The sequence below is a fragment of the Acidovorax facilis genome, from assembly GCF_023913775.1.
Lineage (GTDB): Bacteria > Pseudomonadota > Gammaproteobacteria > Burkholderiales > Burkholderiaceae_C > Acidovorax > Acidovorax facilis.
Window position 1 is genome coordinate 1 of the sequence record NZ_JAMXAX010000083.1, and the last position, 21,167, is coordinate 21,167.

Here is a 21,167-nt window from a genome sequence, read left to right on the forward strand (position 1 = left end):
AGCAAGTAGGCGGTGTCTCGATCTACGGCGATGAAGCGGCTCATGCAGGGGAGGTCTTTTTAAACTGGCGCGATTTTCCAGGCCGCCGCCCACTCGCGGTAGGCGGGAAAGCCCGACAAGCTCCTAGTAGTCCAAGTTTTCGTCCGCACCCCCCTTCGGCGGGCGTTTCCTCCGCCATCTTGCTCAGCAGGACGCCAGCGTATTTCTCGATAGAAAAGCTCATGACGCCGCGGAAGTTGATGTTCCCGAAAAATACCGGACCCAGCCGCCGCACAATGTCGTCGTTTACACCACCACCGGCTGACCTCAGCTTGGCGACCACCTCGTCAAGCTTCCTGGTGTTCCACGCGATGATGAGATTTGTGAGCAGTGCGTGCGAACCCGAAATGGCTCGCAGCTCATCGCGTCGACGGCCGCGCTCTGCGGCGATGCGACCGTAGTACACGGCGCGTTGAAGCTGATGCACCGACTCGCCACGATTCAACAAGGTATGGATCTCGCGGCGGAACTGCTCTTTGGTGAAGTAGTCGCACAGGTACACGGACCGCAGTACTCGACCGTAATGATCCAGGGCACGATGAAGTTTGTCGCCAATGGCTGCGCTGCCATTGCGCGCCAACGCCCAGCCCACGCTGAACCGCCCAGTCAGGATGGACGCCACCAACCGCAGCATCACGTCCCAGCCGCGCACGATGGCGCGCTCGGACACGTTGGTCAGTGCGATCGCCTCCAGCTCCTCGGGAACCTGGGTCTTGCGTGTCACCCAGAGCTTGCAATCCGGCAGTCCTGCGAGCTGTGGGCAGAGGTCGAACCGAAGATGCTTGGCCAGCGCCATCGCGCCGTACGTGTAGCCATGCGTGTCCACCGCCAGCAGCTGAATCTTGATGCGCTCCTCGCTGGAGCTGTTGTACTGCTCGACCCCTTCGACCGCTGGGCCGCCCTGGCGCGTGAGCAGCACGATGGGCTGATCGTAGAAGACGGGGTAGCTGCCAAGCACGTGGGTGTAGATACCGGCAGCAGGGGTTTTTCGCCGTGGATCGGTGCGGGCGATGCCCAAGTGCCTCGTCGTGTCCATGGCCATCATGTCGGCGGATGCCTTGGTGCCATCGCTCCAGAGTTTCACGATGGGAATACTCTGCTGATAAGCGACGACGGCATTGTTCGCAGCTCGCAATCGGCCCGGGGTTTCCAACTGCCGCATGGCCGCGGTCACCTCGGCCACGGTGACACCGCTGACCATGGCGGCTGCCGACTTGGCGTCGATCTCGGTTCCGTGGGCCAGCAGTGCGGCATACAAGGCGATCAGCTCCCTGGTCGTTTTGGCATCGCGGCCTAGCAGCTTGGAGCTGAAGCGGGTCTGGGCGTCCATCTCCAGGATCAGGTCGGGCAACTGGACGGGACCAATCATCTGCTGCACCGCCTGGGCCGTTCTTTTGAGCTCAGGCTCTTCCGCCATCGCGTTCAGTGCGGGCAGACGAACGCAAGCTTGCTCGTCGATCTCAAGCAGGCCGTTGGACAGCCCCTCTTTGACGCGCTGCAGGCCGTCAATGAGCAATGCCATTTGGCGCGCAATCGCTACCTGCGGGTCGACCTCCAAGCCAAAAGCCGTGCAAAACTTTTCTCGATCACGCTCCCACTCTTCCTCGGGAATGAGGCTGTCGGTGCGGCTACGGAAGTTGGCGCTGTGCGGCACCCACAGTCGCCCGCCCTGCAAGCCTTTGCGGATTCGAAGCAGAGCACAGGCCTTGAATGCCTTCAGCGCCTTGACACGATCCGCGTCGTCGACCAGCGGACGCCAGGCGGCTTCGATGCCCGACACGTCCCAGTCCTTGGGCAGTTCCTTCAGGCCTTCGGTGCGAATTTTCTTGAGCTGTTCGACGAGGGTCAGATCCTTCTTGCTCTCATCGCCCTCGATGTTGAGGCAGTGCATTGTTTCCAGCACGGTCGAGACCCGTTCGCCTTGCTCCACGAGCGTTTCGCGCACGATGTCGGCATGGCTGACCCTTGGCATATTCAACACCTCACTGGCAACCCTGACGATCTCCACGATCCGCTCTTCTGCGGTTTTGTCCGCGTCCTGCGCTAGGTTCAGCATGGACTGAACTGACTCGCGGTAGATGCCACTGCGGCTGGCCTGCTTGGACTGCACGCGCTTCGCACCCATGCGCACCAAATCGCCGGTGCGCCGGCCCATCCGGAAAATGGCTTCATCTGTCAACTCCCAGAGCGTGGCTTTCAAGAAGCAGATGACTTCCACGATCTGCGTCTCCAGCACGCGGCGGGAGGTCTCGGATGGAGGTCGGTGCGCAACACGCTGAGCGAAGGCTTGGATGCGCGTCTGGGACAGCGATGTGAGGTTCCAATCGGCGACGCCGAGTGTCTTCAGGTAATCGACGCGCGAGGACACCTCCTCCAGGTTTTTGACCCCATGCTTGCCTGCCGAGGTTTTGAGCCATTCGAGGACAGTGGAGTCCTCCGACGGCCCCTGGTCAAACATAATCTTCAGAATCGCGCGCTGCCGGGCCGGCTTGACCGCGCCGTTGATGACTTCCATCGCGAGGGTTTCGATCGCACGGAAGGCAGCATTGGCTTGGTCCTCTAGCGTCGAGACGCCGGGCAGGACGATCCTGCGCTCGTAGAGCCATTCCTCGGCGAAGGTCACCAATTCGGCCTGACTTGCCGCGTCCCGTGCGCGCATCGTGAGCGTGGCGGCCAGCTCCCTTTCTATTTCAGGCGCAAAGACTTCAAACCCCAGGGTCTGCCGTGCCCACGTGCGCTGCTCGCGCAACCGGCGTTCGACGGAACCTTCGGCCTGTGGACCGGCCTTGCCACGGTAGATCGACTTGATGGTCGCGATGGCCGTGGCATCCGTCCCCAATTGGTTGGCCAGCACCTTGACCATGTTGGCCGGAAAGCTGTCCGTCACGCCGGCCAACCTGCCAGTCAGTCCAAGAAACATGAGCTGGAGGGCGTAGCCCAAGCGCAAATCTAGAGGCGGCCGCCCGCGCTTAGCGTTTCCATCGTCATCGACGCGGCTGACGATGGGGATCGCCGCGAGCTGCTCGTCACTGAGCCTGCAGTGCTCGATCGCTTCTGCCTCCGTCATCTTTGAGGGAAGCTGTTGCTTGCCTAGGAACTTGTACCGATAGCTCGCCATCGCGCCTCCAAAGACTGGATTGCGAGCCACTATACGGTCACTCGGCCGCAGGCGCCCTGCGAGTTCGCTTGATCAAGTGGTCAGCTGTGAATCGCAGAGCCCCACGATGACGACGCCGATTCACTTGAGCTGTCACTGGAGGTAGTTGAACCCGGCGTACAGATTTCGGGTCGTTTTGGAATTTTGTCGACGATTCCCAAAAAACCGAGATTACCCCTGAAACTGCTCGCTACGCCCGCACCTGAAACTTGCAGCCGCTGGAGAGTCAAGCTCGATGGAGCAATGCTGCTAAGGCGCGATTGCGGGGCGGATCAAGGGCGGCCGCTGGGCTGCCGGCGAAGACGCCAGCGGAAGGGCCGAGAGCGCCGCCCGCAGTTCGGACGTGCTCAGTATCTCTGAAAGGATTCGCGGAGCGGCGTCCCGGGTGTAGATCACGTACAGCGGGACGCCGCTGCGGCCCAGCGCCCCCAGTGCGGCTGTGATCGCCGGGTCGCGCAGCGTCCAGTCGGCGCGCAACAGCGCCACGTCTCTGGCGGCGAGATCGGCCAGGACCTCCGGCTTCTGCAGCACCGTCTTCTTGTTGTACTGGCATGTGACGCACCAGGCAGCGGTGAAATCGACAAACACCGGGCGCCCGCTGGCCAGCAGCTGCTCCACCCGGCCCGGCTCCCACGGTTGCCAAACGGCATCACTCGCCGCTACAACTCCCTGCGGCGCGGCACCGACCTGTCCAGCCAGCAGCCAAGCGAATCCGGCCGTCCACGCGACCGCGATCGTGCCGATGACCACCCGCGCGCGCCCCGGCAAGCCCAGGCTCCAGGCCAGCATGCTGACGGCGACCAAAACCACCAGCAGGGCGCTGGCGGCGTCGATCCCGCTTTGCTGACCCAATACCCACACCAGCCACACCACCGCCGCAAACATCGGATAGGCCATCAGCTTGCGGAAGGTCAGCATCCACTCACCGGGCCGGGGCAGCATGCGCGCAACGGCCGGGACCCAGCTGGCGACCAGATACGGCAACGCCATGCCGGCGCCCAGCGCTGCAAAGATCAAAAGGGCCTGGGCCGCGGGAAGCGCTACCGCGAACCCCAGCGCGGCCCCCATGAACGGTGCTGTGCAGGGGGACGCCACGACGACCGCCAGGACACCGGACAGGAAGGAGTTCAGCACTGGATGGCTGCTCTGCAGCGAAGCCAAGCGGGTGGGAATGAGCTGGCGGACCTCGAACACGCCTGCCAAGTTCAGGCCGATCAGGGTGAACAACACGGCCAGCGCGGCGACCACGCCGGGCATCTGCAACTGGAACCCCCAACCGAGCTGCTGCCCGGCGCCGCGCAGCGCGACGACAAGCAATCCAAGCGCCGCAAACGAAGCGACCACCCCGGCTGAGTACGCCAGCCCGTCAAGGCGCCGGGCGCGGTGGTTGCCGGCGTGCTGGGTGAATCCGACCACCTTGATCGCCAGCACCGGGAAAACGCAAGGCATCAGGTTCAGGATCAGTCCGCCGAGCAAGGCGCCCAGCACGGCAGCCGTGAACGTCAGCCCGGCGCCCGATTCGGCTGCGGCTGCGGCCACGTTATTCCGAAGCGCGTCTTGCAGGGCTGGCGACACAGCCACTGGCGCAGCGGTCGCAGGCCATGTGCCTTGCACCCGTGCGTCGATGCTCCAGCCCTCGTGTCCCTGCGTGAGCACGATCGGCATCACGGCGGGACTCTGGCTGCGCTGAGGCGAGAGCGGGACCTGCGCGGTCCAGACCTGGCCGTCCCATGCCTGGCTCCATTGCGCGGAAGTCTCAATCACTTCCGCCGTCTCGGGGAAGAACTCCAGCGGCTTGCCCCGAACGCCCGCAGGCAGCCCGGTGACCCGGAGCCGTAAGGCATTTCCGTCGATCGAGGCAGTTGCCTGCCCCGCCAGCGGTTTCGGTTGCGCCGCGAAGCTCGCCTGGAAAGCGGGGCCGTGCAAGGCCGTCGCGCTCTTGGCGGGGATGGCCAGCGAGAATTCGCCCTCCTCGGGTATGCACTCCCTGCGGCACACCAGCCAAGACGCCTTGAGCTTGATCTCCAGCGCGCCAGCCAGAGGCGAGGGCTTGAACTCCGGCGTGATGGTCAGGGGTACCGGCAACAGCACCGTGTGCTCGTAGCCGTAGTTGATCAGCGTGCCGATCGGATGCTTGCTGGGCGTTGGCCATGCGATCTCGCCCGCCAGCACCCCGGCGGGCAGCTTCCATTCCAGCTTGGTGGGCAGTCCGGAGTCACCGGAATTTTTCCAGTACGAGTGCCACTCCGGCTGATGCGCGAGTTGCAGGCCGACCCAGACCGGCTTACCGGGCTCTATCCCCTCGGGCGCATGGGCCAGCAGTTCGGCGCGTGTGCGCTCGGTCACCACCACGCTCTTGCCGCCAAGCTGCGCCGATGCCGCGCCGCTCCAGAGCACGAACAGCAGCACGAGAACGCGGACGATCATGGACATCTGGGACGAAGGCATGGAACTGTATAGATTCAGGGACTTGCAGGGACCGCCATTGTCCGCTAATCACGAGTGGCCCTACTCATTGCGGTGATGACCACCGCAATGAGTACCCAAAACGGCCATAACCCAAAGCGGGACAGCCACCACGCGTACGCAGTAATCCGCTCTCCTCCCTGCACCTGGGCGACCAAAACGCCTCTAGTGTGGCGGGGCAGCAAGTGCGTGACGCGGCCAAAGCGGTCGATCACGGCTGTGGCACCTGTGTTTGTTGCGCGCAGCACGGGCCTTGCGAATTCAATGGCCCGCATGCGGCTGATATGTAGGTGTTGATCGATCGCAACCGTATTGCCGAACCACGCAATGTTGCTCACGTTGACCAAGACGGTCGGCGCTTGAGCCTCATTGCGGAAGCGGGCGGACAGCTCTTCCCCAAACAGATCTTCATAACAAATGTTGGGGGCAAAGCGGTTCCCCTGCCATTCGAATGACGGCTGCCCCACCGATCCTGACTCGAAGTCACCCAGCGGTATATGCATCATCCGAGTGAACCAGCGAAAAAAAGGCGGGACAAACTCGCCAAAGGGCACAAGATGATGCTTGTTGTAGCGGTACGCGTCGGCGCCCGGCCGCAGTCCAACAACGGAATTTGTGTAGCCTTGTAGCCCGCCAAACAGTGGCATACCGATGAGTGCTGCCTGCTGGCCCGTGGCGAAGCGGGATCGCAGCTTTTCCATATAGCCGGCCGGCAGCTGGTCGGGCAGCAGTGGAATGGCCGTTTCGGGAGCGACTGTCAAGACGGTGCTGGCTGTCAGTAATTGCGCGGCATACCACTGCAGTGCATCGCGAACCCCGGTTGCTGATTCGAACTTCCGATCCTGCGCGATGTTGGCCTGTAACAGTGTCACGGAGACCACTGGAGCCCGCTCACGATCTTGCCCTTCGGGAGAGCTCCATGCGGCGACGAGGATGAGAACGAGGAGTGCCAGTGGCTGCCATGCCATGCGATTTCCTGGTCGGCGTGCCAACATGGCGGCAAGCATTGCGGCAACCAGGGCCGCAGCGGCACCTATTCCGTACACACCAACCCAGGGCGCGAGTGCCGAAAAAGGGCCGTCGATGTGCGCGTAGCCCCCCACTCCCCACGGAAAGCCGGTCAGCACCGTGGCGCGCAGCAAGTCTGCAGCCATCCACACCGCCGCAAACAAACCAGCGCGCATCGCTGGACCACGAGGGCGAAGCCGCCAGAACACGGCGCCTGCCAGCCCATAGTAGGTAGCCAGGAACGCCGAAAGGCTCAGCACGCTCAACCCGGCCACGACGGAAGAGAGCCCGCCGTACGCGTGCAGCGAGATGTAGAGCCACCAAACGGCCCCACCGATCGAGCCGCAGGCAAAAAGCCAGGCAAGCCCGGCGGCATGCAGCGCGGAGCGGCACCTGTCCAGCAGCACTACCAGAAGGGCCAGCGCGACTAGCTGCAGCCACCACACAGGTTGCCCGCCCACGGGCAAGGCGATGGCCCACGCGTGCATAGAGCCCGCGACGAGCGCGAGCCCTGGGATCGAGGCGGCGCGCAGCAAACCTAACGGCTCCCCACGAATCATCTAGGGCGGCTCGAGGCCATAGGTCACCCTGCGGGCGCGAACACCGACAAGGCCCGCGGCAACAGCTTGAAGCGGGCCGGCGTCGTCGTCGTGATCTCCCCGTCGGTGTTGACCGCGAGCGGGAGGTTGGTCCGGATTTCAAGCGGGCCTGAACTGCAGAAAGCCCGCATTCCGACCAGATCGCGGTTTCGACCACGGCGGAACGCGGACAACAAGAGGGGCCACTGCCAGAATCGTTTGGGTGCAATGCTGTAGAAGTCCAGGCATTGGTCGTCGATCGCCGCCCGGTCGAATACAGACATACCGCCACCGTAGTACACACCGTTTCCGACCGCCATCTGCACGCTTTCCAGCTGCGTGGTGCCTGCCTGCGTGCAGACATCGGCTGTGAATGGCTGCGCGGAAAACAGCGTCTGCAGCGCCGCCACTGGATAGCTGAGCTTTCCCAGATGGCGCTTGCGGTTGCCGGTCATGCGACGTGCGAGTTCAACGCTCAGGCCCATACTGGCGACGTTTATGAAGAACTGGTCATTAACTTGGCCGACATCAATTCGACGCATCTGGCCCCCGATGATCACAGCGGCCGCGGCTGATGGATCGGCGGGGATGCGAAGAGTCCTCGCAAGGTCGTTGGCGGTACCAAGCGGCAGGATGCCCAGAGGCAAGCCAGTCTCCATCAAGCCCCGAAGCGCAGCGTTCACGGTTCCGTCTCCCCCACCAATGACCACGAGGTCGACCATGTGCGCATGGCGCCTGACCTGAGGGCTGATATCTGCAGCTTTTGCGCAAGACAAGCGCGTCAATGCGAGCCCACTCGACTCGAGCTGCTGGACGGCTGCCTCCGCGGAGCGATCACTCCCACTGCGGCTGCTCGGGTTTGTGAACAGAAGTGCGCGTTTGCGGTCGGTTGCTGGGAGGGTCATGGAATCCGCAAAGCCGCTTGGCCCGGTGGCAGCGCAGCGCGAGAGCCTTCCGGATCCGAACGCTTTCTGCGCAAAGTCGTGCCCCTGCGTGAAAGCCGCCCCGACCCGCAGCGTGAAGCCGAAAGCCGCATGGGCTTAAAGCGCGGCGCCTATGTCCGCTTGGCGTTCATGCCGATTTCGCGCAGCGCCGCTTCGATGGCCGCAAGCGCGTCAACGTCGTGCTCGACCGTCAATTTCCGCTGCTTGAGGTCGAACGAGAGGTCGCGCACACCGGTGAGTTTTCCCAGACGCCCGCGAATCTGTGCCTCCTCGCTGCTGCAATCCATGTTGTCAATCTGGTAGAGGGTCTTTGTCGTGCTCATCCGCATTCCTTTCGTGCAAAGTGCTGCCCATTTGACAGTCTCCAGTAGGGAGAGAGTCAAGCCCCTTGACTCTCTCCCAGGTAGAGGGAACCAAATCATATGTTTCCTCCTTGTAGTGCTGCCCCATCACCTCTTGCTCATGCGGCCTCGCCAGTCGACTTGATGGCTTGCCGACGGAATCCAATGAAAAACCTCGTGGTTGTTGTATGCGCGCTGTTGGTAGCCTGGGCCACCGTGGCGGTGCTCTTCCCTTCCCGGAAAACCACGGACGCTGGCAGCGCACCGGCCGGATACGCCGAAGGAGAGGTGCGCAAGATCGATAGGAAAAACAAGCAAGTCTGGTTGACTCACGCGGGGATTGAGCACCTTGGGCTGCCTGCGATGACCACGATGTTTGATGTCCGCGAGGCGGCTTTTCTGGAGAAACTGCAACCGGGTGATCGGGTGCTTTTTAAGGCCATCAATGACAATCGAACGCTGTTGATTGTGGAACTGCGGCTAAGTCCATGACTGTCCGCGCAATTTCCTTTCCGAGCAGCGTCAACCTCCTGACAGCGCGCCCTTTGAGGAAGAAAACTTATGCATGACTGCTGTTTTCACTTCACCTGTTGTTCGTTCCCACAAACTGGTGAGATGAAGAGGACCGCCCGATGAGCTTGAGTAATTCATCAAATGCGCTCGAATCTCCCGAAGCAGGGGAGGACGGAGACTTGTCCGACCTGCTCGGGGAGCTGCGTGTCCTACTGCTCAGCGCACAGCTTTTGACTGGTTTCCTGATCACGGTGCCATTCGGGTTCGGATTTGGAAAGATCGTCGCCTGGGAAAAGTGGCTGTTCGTGGCCACATTCGCCATGGCGGTAGCAAGCCTGGTTTTGTTCAGCGCACCAGCCGTCCAGCACAGGCTCTTGCGTCCGCTTGGCGATCGACCAGCGTTCAAGCGGCTGGCAAGCCTCCAAACGCTTGCGGGTTCCGTCTGCCTTTCCGTGGCCTTGGTTCTAGCCTCCGGGCTTGTGCTGACCGAAGCCTTGGGACAGTTCGTGGGGGCGATAGCGGCATCCGTGCTCGCGCTTCTCATTGCGGCATTCTGGTGGTGCTTGCCTCTAGCCTCGAGGGCCCGTAAACGGCTATAGGTCCGTGCCTACACCCTGCGTTGGGCCGGGTGTGCGGGTGTTTGCCGTGCAACGGTATCAATTTGGAGGCACAGCCGCCCGTTGGGTCGATGCATCGGCCCTCGTGCTGGGGCTTGACTCTCTGCCTGCTGGAAAGTGTTAAATGGTTCTTTTCGACGTCACACGAGAAATGCCAGATGAGCACAATCATGACCGGCGAACTTGAGTTCGAGTTTAGGCAGCGCCAGGTTCCGTTGAGCATGACAGCCGGCGCACTGGACGGTATCGATGATGGACTGAACTTACAAAGACGCCGACGGAGCCATAGCACGATCAGGACGCGATCATGAAGCGGAGTCGCCACTCAGCCCTGATGCGCGCCGCGATCTTTGCGTATTGTGTGGCCGTTTCATTGCTCGAGGGGGAGCTGCCGCACATGCCTTCGCCTCTGCGCTGCGACGTAGCAACGAGAATTCTGGTGCCGCACGGCTGCCCGCCGAGCGAACACCACCTCTGGTAATGACCAAAGTTTGTTCGATGATGAATGTCATCTTTGCCCCTGGAGCGGCACCGGCACAGGGCATCACCTGCAGAGACAGGGCTGTCGGCGCGGAACGGTTGGCGCGGAAGCTAATAAGCCAGCCGCTTCAGCGAAGTGGAACGGAAATGAAGGACTTCACAAGAGGCAAATCGCAGAAGGACCGTCAAAGTCGCCGCAGCTTTGGCGTGACAGGTCGGGTTGGTGACGTGACTGTCGAATGCTGCGGCGTGCACCTTTGCCATGCACTGGTAGCTGGGCTTCCGTGACGCGCCTCCTCGCTTTCGTGCTCGCAGTGTTGGCGGTGAGTGCCCCGGCGCAAACGTTGCGCGTTGCATATGTCGACAGTCTCCGGGTGATGACAGAGTCAGCTCCGGTCAAAGTGGCCGAGTCAAAGCTGCGCAGCGAGTTCTCGAGCCGTGAAAAAGAGATCGAGAATCTGACAAATGGCCTTCGCGCTGCGACCGACGAGCTTCGTGAGGACACGCCACGCCTCTCCGAATGGGACCTCGCCGACCGGAAACGTCAACTCATGGAGCGGGAGCGCGAGCTACAGCGGCAACGCCGGGAATTGAACGAAGAGTGGACCCGCCGCAGAAATGAGGCGTTGACCGAAATTGTCGATCGCACCAATCGGGTTATCCAAGAGATCGCGAAGAGCGAGAGATTAGATCTCGTTGTCTTCGAGGATGTCGTGTTTGCGTCTCCTCGGGCGGATATCACCGACAAGGTAATAAAGGCGCTCTCGTTTCGCGACGGCAACTGACCAAGCGCGCTGCAGTTTTTTACACTTCGGGTTCTCACGTGGTCTCTCCCACGCCAGCGAAGTGAACAGAGAAGCCTCTACGAGTACACCAGCCGTGCCTGTAACCTTCGCAAGCTCAGCATCTGCGGCAAAAATGTGATGCGACGTTGGGAACGGTCCGCGGGTTCTTTCTGCGATTTGTGCCGATGGGACGATGGGACCTGTCGCGGGTATTTGCTTGACTCTCAAGCGGCTAGAGGGTCTTAAATACCCGCAACTTTTTGGAGAAACCCATGAAATGTCCGACTTGTGTGGAATCAGTGCTGGTCATGACGGCGCGCCAAGGCATCGAGATCGACTACTGCCCGAATTGCAGGGGCGTCTGGCTCGACCGGGGAGAGCTCGACAAGATTATTGAGCGTTCGATGGCCGAGACGGGCTTTGCAGGGGCCGCGGCGATTCCGCCTGCATACGCACAGGTTCCCCGCGGCGACTGTGACGATCGCGGAAATTATGGAAACTACCCGGCGAAGCGGCGTGGATTTTTGAAGGATCTTTTTGACTGACGCGATTACGCTTTGTCACTGTTTTTGGCGCCTACCAAGCCATCCCTGGCCGCTGTCCTATTTTCAGTCGGATGAAGCGCTTCCTGATTTTCCTGATCTTGGCCGTTCTGGCCACAGCGCCGGCCTTCGTCTTGCGTGTGACAGGCGCCCGCCCGGGGCCTCTAGTTGACGTCGCCGTCTTCGGATCAGCCATATTGGCCGCCGGGTTCATGCTGTCCTGGGGCGCTGAGGCAGCTGAAAAGCGCGTTTCACAGGGCCTCATCCTCGCTGCGGTGGCGCTAGTTACTGTCCTGCCCGAGTACGCTGTAGACCTCTACTATGCATTCCAGGCAGGCAAGGCCCCAAACTCCCCTTACGTCCACTACGCTGCGGCCAACATGACCGGAGCCAATCGGCTGCTCGTGGGCATTGCGTGGCCGTTGATGGTATTTCTGCACTGGGCTCACGCGCGTCGCCGCGCCATCGAGCTTGCGACCATCAACGTCGTGGAAGTCGGTTTCTTGCTGCTCGCGAGCCTCTACGCCTTTCTGATCGTTCTGAAAAACCGCATCGATCTCGTCGATACGCTACTGCTCGTTGGACTGTTTGCCGCCTATCTATGGGTCACCGCGCGAACGCCCAAGGTGGCAAGCGAGGCTGCTGAAGACGACGATCCTGGCCCTGCGGCCGTGCTGGGTACGCTGCGGCCGTCACGCCAGTGGGCCTGGACAGCCGGCTTGACCGCCGTGGCCGCGGTGGTGATTCTCGCGTGCGCAGAACCCTTTGCCGAGTCCATCATCGCAGCAGGGCGACTGCTGAACTTCGACGAGTTCCTATTGATCCAGTGGCTCGCTCCCTTAGCGAGCGAAGCACCGGCCGTTGTCATCGCGGTTCTCTTCGTGCTTTCCAACCGACCCGAGGGAGGGCTCACCGCCATGGTCAGCGACAAGATCAACAGTGGACTTTATTGGTGGGCATGCTGCCGCTGGCCATGAGCTTGGGTGCCGCCGGATTGGTGGCCCTGCCGTTGGACGCCCGCCAGCATGAGGAGTTCTTGCTGACGGCAGCGCAGTCCCTTTTTGGTGTCGGGCTGCTGCTTCGCCTGCGATTGAGCCTCATTGGCGCGGCAGCGCTCGCCGCCTTGTTCTCCGTGCAGGTGGTCATCGCACTCGTGTTCCGGGATGATCCTGCGCGCACGATCGCATCACTGACGATCCTCGCTTGGGTTTACCTGGGCTTGTCAGTTCCCTTGTACGTCACTGGCATGCCTGGGTTCCTGCGCGCATGCGGGGCCCTGCGCAGGGCTGCGGGGGACCGAAAGCTTGCGCGTGCGGCAACAGCAGGAACGGGAACAATCGATTCCTCGGGCGGATAGCAACCCGCAAAAAAAACTATCCGACCGCGAATGAAGTGTCCACATCCGCGACCTTTTTCTTTCGTTACCGTCGCCCTCGAGGTAAGCGGACCGGAATGGCTCGGTGCGCGCACAACCTCCAAAGCCAGGAGTTTCAACGCTGACGCTGATTGGGGGCAGTCGCCGTTGTGAATGCGGCGCTCTATCAAGCGCCTCTTTTTGTCTTCACGACAAGTAGACTGGATGCGATGACGTGGGGGTGGCACGCTGACGCTCGCCACGCTTTTCGTCCTGGTGAGCGTATCAACCGCGCTGCTTCTGACGCTGATGTGCCTCGTGTCCCAGCACTTGCGTCTAGCCACGGCTTGCCCGTGGCGCAAGCCGTCAACTTCGCCACCAAACATGGCTATTGAATTCCAAAATGAGCGCGCAGAGCCATCTCCAACGATTTGACGTTGATCGGACGCTGATCAACTCCTACGGAGTGCTGCTGAATTACGCTGACGCATTCTTCAACAATCATCTGAGCAAACGTGTCCAAATTGAGCTCGCTCCAGGATTCGCTCTGGCCCGAGCAATTGTCGCTGTGTTGCCTGAACTCCGTAGCTCGGGTTGCAAGCGCCTTCACTCGTTGACTCGTAGGTACAGTAGTTTGCATTGACGCCACCAAGTATTGTTTGAATGCCAGAACGAAGATAAGGCCAGGGCGATTACCCTTATTGAAGTTGCCCAATTGTAGGCACGCCAGTCGAGCTCATCCGTGTTCCCAGGCGCGGAAATTGTTGTCCCAACGGAGATGAAGCCGGCGGCTGGATTAGGTGGCGAGGTGCACTCGCTCGACTGCGGTGTCCTTCTGCGAAGGCGCTAATATCGGCGGATGCACGAAGCACAAAGCCGAATTGCCGCCGAACTGGGCGTCGACCCTCACTTCGATGCACCAGCGCAGATCGCCAGGCGCACGCAGTTTCTCGTGGAGTACGCGCGAGCCGCCACCGCGGAATCGCTTGTGCTTGGGATCAGCGGTGGAGTGGATTCGAGCGTCGCCGGGCGCCTTTGCCAACTGGCGGCGGAGCAGCTGCGCTCATCGGGGATGCAGATACGTTTCATCGCGATGCGCCTACCGTATGGGGTGCAGGCCGACCAGGCTGACGCGCAGCGGGCGGTGTCCTTCATCGATCCGGACGAGACACTGGACGCAGACATCAAGCCGGCCGCCGATGCGATGCTCGAGCAGTTGAAAGCCAGCGGACTCAAATTCAACGACCACTGGCAGGAAGATTTCGTGCTCGGCAACATCAAGGCGCGGCAGCGCATGATCGCGCAGTACGCAGTTGCGGGCGCAACGGGCGGGCTGGTGGTCGGGACGGACCATGCCGCCGAGGCGGTGATGGGCTTCTTCACCAAGTTCGGCGACGGCGGGTTCGATCTGAGTCCGCTGGGCGGTCTCACCAAGCGCCGCGTTCGCGCCCTGGCTTTGGCGCTCGGTGGCGACGAGCAGCTGGCCCACAAAGTCCCCACGGCCGATCTGGAGTCTATGCGACCATTGCGCCCCGATGAGGCAGCCCTGGGTGTCAGTTACGACGTGGTCGACGATTTCCTGGAGGGTAAGGACGTTGATCCGGCCAGCGCCGAGGTCATCGTGCAGACTTTCCGCCGCACGGCCCACAAGCGGGCGCTGCCTGCCGTCCCTGCTTCCCAGCGCGCCGCTTGAGCGTCAGGCGGGCTCCGCCAAACCGTGGAGAATGCCGCATTCGAGCGCGGTGCGCGCGGTATTGCAGGAGCGCCGCAGATCGATCAATTCGCGCTCCAGTTCCCGCAATTCCTTGATCTTGGCCCGTACCTGGGCGATATGGGAGTCGACCAGGGAGTTCACTTCGCCGCAGTCCAGCTCCGGCCGATCCCGGAAGTTCAGCAGTTGCCGGATTTCATCCAGCGTCATATCCTTGGCCCGGCAGCGGCGGATGAAGAGCAGGCGCTGCAGGTGGACGTCGTCGTATAGCCTGAAATTGCCCTCGCTGCGCGCAGGCTCGAGAAGCAATCCCTCGGACTCGTAGAAGCGCACGGTCTGCACCAGGCAGTCCGCCCTTTTGGCCAGTTCACCGATCCGCAGCATTGATTTTTCCTCCAGAAAAGCTTGACTCTATATCAACTAGAGGTTGTTCAATGGTGGTATGCGGGGAAAGCCCCTGCCAACGAAGGGTGAGCGATCTATGAACAAAGACACGTCCAATTCATGCGGCTGCTCCGGCGGCAATGGCCAGCAGGCCAGCTGCGCCAGCGAGCAGGGCAGCACCGAATCCACTGTTTTCCATGTGAGCAACATGGACTGCCGGAACGAAGAAGCACTTGTGCGGCGCACGCTGGAGAACATGCCGGGCGTCGAGCAGCTGGAATTTGATCTCCCGCAGCGCAAGCTGACCGTTTCGCACAGCCTGGTCTTGGCTGACGCCCTGACGCAGGCACTGAACTCGGTGGGCATGAAGGCGCAGGCTGTCCGGGATACGGCGGTGCTGACCACCTACCGCATCGAGAACATGGACTGCCCGAGCGAGGAAAAACTCATTCGCTCGCACCTGGGCGCGGTCGAAGGCGTGCAGGACCTGGACTTCGACCTGGGCGAGCGCACCCTGTCGGTGAAGCACCTCGCCGACGCGCGCGCGCAGATGGAGCAGGTCCTGGCCTCCATCGGCATGCATGCCAAGGAGCAGGCCGCGGATCTCGGGGGACCGGCGGCAACTGCGGCATTAGTCGAATCCCCGCCAGCCCAGCCTCAGCCGTCCGCCTCGGCGTCCACGACGCCGGCCGGAGAGCGGGTGACGTACCGGATCGAGAACATGGATTGCCCGACGGAAGAAGCGCTGATCCGCGACCGGTTGGGCAAGGAGCCGGGCGTGACCGGGCTGGACTTCAATCTGATGCAACGGGTGCTGGGCGTCCAGCACACTCTGCCTTCGACCGAACCGATCGAGAAGGCGCTTGCGTCCATCGGAATGCGGACCGAGCGGCAGGACCTCCAGACGGTCACCACGCTGCTGCGCATCGCCAAGATGGACTGCCCGACCGAGGAAGGCCTGATACGCGGCAAGCTGCAAGGCATGCCGGGTGTTCAGGGCCTGGACTTCAACCTGATGCAGCGCACACTCACCGTCCGGCATGCGCCGGACGCGATCAAGCCGGCGGTCGAAGCCATCGAGTCGCTGGGCATGGAAGCCGAGGTGCAGAAGACCGATGAGCCGCGCGACCCCCAAGCGCCCGCGCAGAAGACCCCCTGGTGGCCGATGGCAGTCTCCGGCATCGCGGCCGTGCTCGCTGAGGGCGTGTACTGGGTCAACGATGGCAACCACTGGGCGGTGATCGTGCTCGCACTGGTCTCGATCTTTACGGGCGGCCTCAGCACCTACAAGAAGGGCTGGATTGCGCTAAAAAATCGCAACCTGAACATGAATGCGTTGATGTCCATTGCGGTCACGGGCGCGATGGCGATCGGCCACTGGCCCGAGGCGGCCATGGTCATGTTCCTCTTCGCGCTGGCCGAGGTGATCGAGGCAAAGTCGCTGGACCGCGCCCGCAATGCCATTCGCGGGCTGATGGACCTGGCGCCGGAGACTGCGACCGCGCGCCAGCCCGACGGCTCATGGAAGGAAGTCTCGGCTAAGGAAATAGCCAAAGGCGCGGTAGTACGAGTGCGTCCCGGAGAGCGCATTGCATTGGACGGACTGATTACCGCCGGACGCTCGGCCATCAATCAGGCGCCCATCACCGGCGAAAGCCTTCCGGTCGAGAAGGCTGAAGGCGACCAGGTGTTCGCAGGCACCATCAACGAGACTGGCTCATTCGAGTACAAGGTGACGGCCGGCGCCAGCGACTCTACGCTTGCTCGAATCATCCATGCGGTGGAGTCGGCGCAAGGCAGCCGGGCGCCCACGCAACGTTTCGTCGATCAGTTCGCGCGGGTGTACACGCCGGCCGTGTTTGCGGTGGCTGTGCTGGTCGCGGTCGTTCCGCCGCTCGCCTTCGGCGGCGCCTGGTTCGACTGGATCTACAAGGCGCTGGTCCTGCTGGTGGTCGCTTGTCCATGCGCTCTGGTCATCTCCACGCCCGTCACCATTGTCAGCGGCCTGGCCGCTGCGGCCCGGCGCGGCATCCTGATCAAGGGTGGCGTGTACCTGGAAGGCGGGCGCAAGCTCAAGGTGCTGGCCTTGGACAAGACCGGCACGCTCACTCACGGCAAACCAGAGCAGACCGACTTCGTGCCGCTGGTCGGCGATGCAAACGACATTGCCACCTGGGCAGCAAGCCTCGCCGCGCGTTCTGACCACCCGGTCTCCCAAGCAATCGCCCGCAGGGCGAATCGCGACGGCGTCGCGCTGCTGGAAGTGAACGACTTCGCGGCGCTGCCCGGCCGCGGCGTGCGTGGCCGCATCGCCGGGCGTATGCTGAACATGGGCAACCATCGATTGGCGAAGGAGCTCGGCCTCAGCAATGCCGCGCTTCAGGCGCAGTTGGAGGGCCTCGAACGCCAGGGGAAAACGGCCATTCTGCTCATGGTCGATGCATACGTGCTTGGCATCTTCGCTGTCGCTGACACCGTGAAAGAAAGCAGTCGTGAGGCCGTGTCCGATTTGCAGGCACTAGGCGTGCGCACAATCATGCTTACCGGGGACAACCAGCACACCGCCGACGCTATCGCTGCCCAGGTCGGGATCTCCGAAGCCCGGGGCGACCAGCTGCCCGAGGACAAGCTTAAGACCGTCGAGGGACTGATCGGTGGGCAAAGTCAAGTGGGTATGGTCGGCGACGGTATCAACGATTCGCCCGCGCTCGCGCGCGCCGACATCGGCTTCGCCATGGGCGCAGCCGGCACCGACACGGCCATCGAAACGGCTGATGTCGCCCTGATGGACGATGACCTTCGGAAAATTCCCACCTTCATCCGGCTGTCGCGCACGACCGCGTCGATTCTGACGCAGAACATCGTCCTGGCCTTGGGCATCAAGGCGGTATTCGTTGCGCTGACATTCACGGGTCAGGCTACGATGTGGATGGCGGTGTTCGCCGACATGGGGGCGAGCCTGCTGGTCGTCTTCAATGGCCTGCGCCTGCTGAAGCTCAAGACGGCCTGACGCCTCATGCAGGCGATCGACACCGTGGAGCAGTGGACGAGACACTGGCTGTATGACTGGGGCGGCGCCAACGTGGATCTTTTCCTTGCCATCCAGCGCGCCCTGCCTGACGGCTGGATCTGGCTGCCCGAAGTCCTGAGCATATTCGGCAGCTACTGGGGCGCCCCGGCCGTCGTGGTCCTGCTGCTGGTTTGGCGGTACATTCAGCTTCGGCAAGGGGCGACTACGCTCGCTGTGCCGTTGTGCAGATTTGTGATGGGCTTGACGCTGTCCCTCGCCACCGCAGCTCTCGCCAAGGCAGTGTTCGCGATGCCGCGTCCGTTCGTGGTACTCGGTGATGCAGTCTACCGAGCCGCCTCGGCGCCGGACAGCCGGTACACCATGCCCAGCGGCCACTCGGTCTACGTGGGCGTCCTGACGGCTGCGCTGTGGCCTGTATTGAGCTGGCCGGGCAGGATCGGCCTGCTGCTGTTCGCGGCGGCGGTGGGCTGGTCGCGCATCGTTCTGGGCGCGCATTTTCCCGCGGACGTCCTCGCCGGCTTCGCCCTGGGATGCGTATGTGTCGCTGCGGCACTTCCATGGGCCAACAGGATTGCGCGGCATCCGCGACTCGCAGGAGCCGGTCGGTGAAGGCCGGCTTGCAGGCCGCACTGCGCGCTGCCGACGGCATCGACTGGGCCAACCGTCGGCTCGCCTTTGTCGTCCGCTGGGGCCTGCTGGCCAACGCCGTGCTGATCGCCGGGAACGCGATCAGCCGCAAACTCTTCGGCGTCGCGTCGTCCACCATGTATGACGTGCAACCGCACTTCTTCGCGGCGGCCGTGCTGCTGATGGCCGCCTACACCTTCAAGCGCGACGAGCACGTGCGCATCGACGTGTTCTCCGGATTCCTCGGGCCGCGCGGCATGGCGTGGCTCGATCTCGCGGGCATCGCGGTGGTGCTGCTGCCGCTGTGCCTGGCGGCGGTGTGGGTGACCTGGCCCGACTTCGTCACATCCGTTGTCACCGGTGAAACCCGCGCCAGCCGCGAAAGTCTCAGCCGGTTCCCGGCCTGGATCATGAAAGGCATGATCCCGCTCGGCTTCCTGAGCCTGGCAGCGCAAGGCGCCGCCGAGGCGGTGCGCTGCCTCGCTTTCTTGGCTGGTGTCGCGCCTAGGCCACTGGCGGCCGAGCATCCAGACCGGCGGGGATTCGCATGAGCCCCGACCTGCTTGCTCCGCTGATGTTCACGACGCTGGTCGTCGTGCTGCTGGCCGGGTTCCCGGTGGCTTTCTCGCTGGCCGCCGTGGCGGCGGCATTCGGCGTGCTCGGTGTGGCGCTCGGGCATTTCAACGCGTCCTTCCTGCTCGCTATGCCGCTGCGCCTGCAGGGCGTCTTCAACAGCGACAACTTCCTGGCGGTGCCCCTGTTCGTCCTTATGGGACTGATCCTGGAGCGCACGGGCGTCGCCGAGGACACCTTGATCGCGCTCGGCCGGCTGTTCGGGCGCGCGCCCGGCGGACTGCTCTACGCCACCATCATCGTCGGCGCGGTGCTGTCAGCGATCACCGGGTTCGTGTCGGCCTCGGTCATCGCCATGGGTCTGATCGCGCTGCCGGCGATGCTCAAGGCGGGCTACGACGCGCGGCTGGCGACCGGATCGATCGCCGCCGCCGGCACCTTGGCCCAGATGCTGCCCCCCAGCCTGGTGCTGATCGTCTTGGCCGAGCAGGTGGAGGTGCCGCTGATTGACATCTTCCATGCCGCGCTGCTGCCCAGCGCGATCCTGGTCGGGCTCTACCTGCTTTTCGTGCTGGTTGTGACAGGATTGAAGCCCTCGCTCGCGCCGTCGATCGCCGCCGTGGCGGGCGCGTCCCGCAAGCGGGTGTGGCTCGAAGCGGCGGTCGCCGCCGGCGTGCCGCTTGGTCTGATCCTTGGCATCCTCGCTTCGATCTACTTCGGGGTCGCTACGCCCACCGAGGGCGGGGCCATCGGCGCCTGCGGCGCCCTGGCCATCGGCGCGCTGCGCCGGCGGCTTTCCGGAGGCCGTCTCAGCCAGGCGCTGACAAGCACCGGCGTCCTGTGTTCCAGCGTGATCTTCCTGCTGCTCGGCGCCTCGTTCTTCACGCTCGTCTTCCGGGGATTCGACGGCCAAGTGTGGATCGAGGGCATCTTCAAACACCTGCCGGAGGGTCAAGGTCCGTTCCTCGTTGCCGTCACGCTGGGGATTTTCCTGCTCGGCTTCTTCCTGGACTTCTTCGAGATCGCGTTCATCGTGGTCCCTCTAATCACGCCCGTTGCGCGCAAACTCGGCGTGGACATGGTGTGGCTGACCGTGATGATCGCGGTCGTGTTGCAGACCTCCTTCATGCACCCGCCTTTCGGCATCGCGCTGTACAACCTGCGCAGCGTCGCCCCTGCCACGGTCCGCACCACGCAGATCTATGTGGGCGCGATCCCGTTCCTGGCGATCCAGCTGCTGATGGTGGGTATCCTCGTGGCTTTCCCAAACCTTGCAACGACGCAACAGGTCCAGACGCGGGCGACCGAGCAGGAAATCGAGGATGCCCTGCGGCTTCCAGCCGCCGAACCGGTGTCCGAGCCGGAAGTCCCTCAAACCGACAAGAAGTAGATGAACCATCCCCTCCGCAAAGCACAGTGGTATTCACTAGCGATCGTGGCGCTCGCCGGCGACCAGGCTGCCAAGACCTATATCGACATGACGACCCCCTTGGGATGGTCGCATGAGGTGACGTCCTTTTTCAACCTGGTCCACGTTCTCAATCCCGGCGCGGCGTTCAGCTTCCTGGCTGGGGCGGGTGGCTGGCAGCGATGGTTCTTCCTTGCGATCGCCCTGGTGGTGTCGGCGTGGCTGGTATGGCAGCTGTCCCGGCCGCTGCGGAAACTGGAAGCCCTTTCGTACAGCCTCATCCTGGGCGGGGCCCTGGGCAACGCGTTCGACCGGGCCGTGCGCGGGCAGGTCATCGACTACCTCGACTTCCACCTGCGTGGATGGCACTGGCCGGCCTTCAACGTCGCCGACATGGCCATTGTGGGCGGGGCGATCGCGCTGGTGGTTCAGTCTCTGATGAGCACGGAGAATCCTACTGCGGCGAAAGAGACCCGGTGAACTAAGGGCAACCTGGAAGTTCAAAATGGGCATGCCCTGGATATCAATCCACCAAAAAGTTGGAGCACACATGAAGAGCCTCCGAAATCTGTTGGCTTTCGTCGCAGTCCCACTGGGGGTTCGGGGAGC

18 protein-coding genes are annotated in these 21,167 nt (G+C 62.7%); 12 read left to right on the forward strand and 6 right to left on the reverse strand.

Features of this window, described 5'->3' with window-relative positions:
• Nucleotides 1-40: 40 nt before the first annotated feature.
• The 5 genes from NFX52_RS19840 to NFX52_RS19860 all read right to left on the reverse strand — a co-directional run bounded on the left by NFX52_RS19840 (nucleotide 41) and on the right by NFX52_RS19860 (nucleotide 8,515).
• Nucleotides 41-3,157: a Tn3 family transposase gene (locus tag NFX52_RS19840; protein ID WP_055394972.1), complete on the reverse strand. Its 3,117-nt coding sequence runs from the start codon at nucleotides 3,155-3,157 to the stop codon at nucleotides 41-43.
• 288 nt (nucleotides 3,158-3,445) lie between these two features.
• Nucleotides 3,446-5,623: a protein-disulfide reductase DsbD family protein gene (locus NFX52_RS19845; RefSeq protein WP_238385498.1), complete on the reverse strand. Its 2,178-nt coding sequence runs from the start codon at nucleotides 5,621-5,623 to the stop codon at nucleotides 3,446-3,448.
• 65 nt (nucleotides 5,624-5,688) lie between these two features.
• A complete protein-coding gene (lnt, locus tag NFX52_RS19850; RefSeq protein WP_238385497.1) occupies nucleotides 5,689-7,206 on the reverse strand; it encodes an apolipoprotein N-acyltransferase in 1,518 nt (505 codons plus the stop codon).
• A 47-nt stretch (nucleotides 7,207-7,253) separates the two neighbouring features.
• Complete coding sequence (locus NFX52_RS19855) at nucleotides 7,254-8,153, reverse strand: lipid kinase (RefSeq protein ID WP_252635791.1); 900 nt, start codon at nucleotides 8,151-8,153, stop codon at nucleotides 7,254-7,256.
• A gap of 149 nt (nucleotides 8,154-8,302) precedes the next feature.
• On the reverse strand, nucleotides 8,303-8,515 hold the full coding sequence (locus NFX52_RS19860; RefSeq protein WP_162239745.1) for a cation transporter: 213 nt from the start codon (nucleotides 8,513-8,515) through the stop codon (nucleotides 8,303-8,305).
• A gap of 183 nt (nucleotides 8,516-8,698) precedes the next feature.
• Here NFX52_RS19860 and NFX52_RS19865 point away from each other — a divergent pair, with 183 nt between their 5' ends.
• The 7 genes from NFX52_RS19865 (at nucleotide 8,699) to nadE (ending at nucleotide 14,517) form a co-directional block, all read left to right on the forward strand.
• Nucleotides 8,699-9,025 carry a copper-binding protein gene (locus tag NFX52_RS19865; protein WP_055394966.1) on the forward strand — a complete coding sequence of 109 codons (327 nt, stop codon included), beginning with the start codon at nucleotides 8,699-8,701 and terminating at the stop codon, nucleotides 9,023-9,025.
• A gap of 140 nt (nucleotides 9,026-9,165) precedes the next feature.
• Nucleotides 9,166-9,645: a DUF6328 family protein gene (locus tag NFX52_RS19870; RefSeq protein WP_055394960.1), complete on the forward strand. Its 480-nt coding sequence runs from the start codon at nucleotides 9,166-9,168 to the stop codon at nucleotides 9,643-9,645.
• A 782-nt stretch (nucleotides 9,646-10,427) separates the two neighbouring features.
• Entirely contained in the window at nucleotides 10,428-10,928 is a 501-nt protein-coding gene (locus NFX52_RS19875; RefSeq protein ID WP_055394959.1) for an OmpH/Skp family outer membrane protein, read from the forward strand.
• A gap of 272 nt (nucleotides 10,929-11,200) precedes the next feature.
• Entirely contained in the window at nucleotides 11,201-11,473 is a 273-nt protein-coding gene (locus NFX52_RS19880) for a TFIIB-type zinc ribbon-containing protein (RefSeq protein WP_055394958.1), read from the forward strand.
• 71 nt (nucleotides 11,474-11,544) lie between these two features.
• Nucleotides 11,545-12,447, forward strand: a complete 903-nt coding sequence (locus NFX52_RS19885; protein WP_238385496.1) for a calcium:cation antiporter family protein — start codon at nucleotides 11,545-11,547, stop codon at nucleotides 12,445-12,447.
• Nucleotides 12,429-12,827, forward strand: a complete 399-nt coding sequence (locus NFX52_RS19890) for a hypothetical protein (protein ID WP_238385495.1) — start codon at nucleotides 12,429-12,431, stop codon at nucleotides 12,825-12,827. The genes NFX52_RS19885 and NFX52_RS19890 overlap by 19 nt, the downstream gene beginning before the upstream one ends.
• Nucleotides 12,828-13,683: 856 nt before the next feature.
• Nucleotides 13,684-14,517, forward strand: coding sequence for an NAD(+) synthase (nadE, locus tag NFX52_RS19895; RefSeq protein WP_055394956.1), 834 nt, complete (start codon nucleotides 13,684-13,686; stop codon nucleotides 14,515-14,517).
• A gap of 3 nt (nucleotides 14,518-14,520) precedes the next feature.
• Here the strand turns inward: nadE and cadR are convergent, their stop codons facing one another.
• Nucleotides 14,521-14,919: a Cd(II)/Pb(II)-responsive transcriptional regulator gene (gene cadR / locus NFX52_RS19900; protein WP_055394954.1), complete on the reverse strand. Its 399-nt coding sequence runs from the start codon at nucleotides 14,917-14,919 to the stop codon at nucleotides 14,521-14,523.
• A gap of 97 nt (nucleotides 14,920-15,016) precedes the next feature.
• Here cadR and NFX52_RS19905 point away from each other — a divergent pair, with 97 nt between their 5' ends.
• Genes NFX52_RS19905 through lspA form a run of 5 tightly spaced genes read left to right on the forward strand, consistent with a single transcriptional unit; the run spans nucleotide 15,017 to nucleotide 21,038 of the window.
• Nucleotides 15,017-17,929 (forward strand): heavy metal translocating P-type ATPase, encoded by a 2,913-nt coding sequence (locus tag NFX52_RS19905; protein ID WP_055394952.1) that lies wholly within the window; start codon nucleotides 15,017-15,019, stop codon nucleotides 17,927-17,929.
• A 6-nt stretch (nucleotides 17,930-17,935) separates the two neighbouring features.
• Complete coding sequence (locus NFX52_RS19910) at nucleotides 17,936-18,559, forward strand: phosphatase PAP2 family protein (protein ID WP_055394951.1); 624 nt, start codon at nucleotides 17,936-17,938, stop codon at nucleotides 18,557-18,559.
• Complete coding sequence (locus NFX52_RS19915) at nucleotides 18,556-19,128, forward strand: TRAP transporter small permease subunit (RefSeq protein WP_055394949.1); 573 nt, start codon at nucleotides 18,556-18,558, stop codon at nucleotides 19,126-19,128. The genes NFX52_RS19910 and NFX52_RS19915 overlap by 4 nt, the downstream gene beginning before the upstream one ends.
• A complete protein-coding gene (locus tag NFX52_RS19920; protein WP_055394947.1) occupies nucleotides 19,125-20,540 on the forward strand; it encodes a TRAP transporter large permease in 1,416 nt (471 codons plus the stop codon). The genes NFX52_RS19915 and NFX52_RS19920 overlap by 4 nt, the downstream gene beginning before the upstream one ends.
• Nucleotides 20,541-21,038 carry a signal peptidase II gene (gene lspA / locus NFX52_RS19925; protein WP_055394945.1) on the forward strand — a complete coding sequence of 166 codons (498 nt, stop codon included), beginning with the start codon at nucleotides 20,541-20,543 and terminating at the stop codon, nucleotides 21,036-21,038.
• Nucleotides 21,039-21,167 lie beyond the last annotated feature (129 nt).

Excerpts from the sequence above, each read along its gene's own strand:
- NFX52_RS19840 (WP_055394972.1), bottom strand. The coding sequence starts at position 3,157 with ATGGCGAGCTATCGGTACAAGTTCCTAGGCAAGCAACAGCTTCCCTCA.
- NFX52_RS19845 (WP_238385498.1), bottom strand. The coding sequence starts at position 5,623 with ATGATCGTCCGCGTTCTCGTGCTGCTGTTCGTGCTCTGGAGCGGCGCG.
- NFX52_RS19855 (WP_252635791.1), bottom strand. The coding sequence starts at position 8,153 with ATGACCCTCCCAGCAACCGACCGCAAACGCGCACTTCTGTTCACAAAC.
- NFX52_RS19860 (WP_162239745.1), bottom strand. The coding sequence starts at position 8,515 with ATGAGCACGACAAAGACCCTCTACCAGATTGACAACATGGATTGCAGC.
- NFX52_RS19865 (WP_055394966.1), top strand. The coding sequence starts at position 8,699 with ATGAAAAACCTCGTGGTTGTTGTATGCGCGCTGTTGGTAGCCTGGGCC.
- NFX52_RS19870 (WP_055394960.1), top strand. The coding sequence starts at position 9,166 with ATGAGCTTGAGTAATTCATCAAATGCGCTCGAATCTCCCGAAGCAGGG.
- NFX52_RS19880 (WP_055394958.1), top strand. The coding sequence starts at position 11,201 with ATGAAATGTCCGACTTGTGTGGAATCAGTGCTGGTCATGACGGCGCGC.
- NFX52_RS19885 (WP_238385496.1), top strand. The coding sequence starts at position 11,545 with ATGAAGCGCTTCCTGATTTTCCTGATCTTGGCCGTTCTGGCCACAGCG.
- NFX52_RS19890 (WP_238385495.1), top strand. The coding sequence starts at position 12,429 with ATGCTGCCGCTGGCCATGAGCTTGGGTGCCGCCGGATTGGTGGCCCTG.
- nadE (WP_055394956.1), top strand. The coding sequence starts at position 13,684 with ATGCACGAAGCACAAAGCCGAATTGCCGCCGAACTGGGCGTCGACCCT.
- cadR (WP_055394954.1), bottom strand. The coding sequence starts at position 14,919 with ATGCTGCGGATCGGTGAACTGGCCAAAAGGGCGGACTGCCTGGTGCAG.
- NFX52_RS19905 (WP_055394952.1), top strand. The coding sequence starts at position 15,017 with ATGAACAAAGACACGTCCAATTCATGCGGCTGCTCCGGCGGCAATGGC.
- NFX52_RS19910 (WP_055394951.1), top strand. The coding sequence starts at position 17,936 with ATGCAGGCGATCGACACCGTGGAGCAGTGGACGAGACACTGGCTGTAT.
- NFX52_RS19920 (WP_055394947.1), top strand. The coding sequence starts at position 19,125 with ATGAGCCCCGACCTGCTTGCTCCGCTGATGTTCACGACGCTGGTCGTC.
- lspA (WP_055394945.1), top strand. The coding sequence starts at position 20,541 with ATGAACCATCCCCTCCGCAAAGCACAGTGGTATTCACTAGCGATCGTG.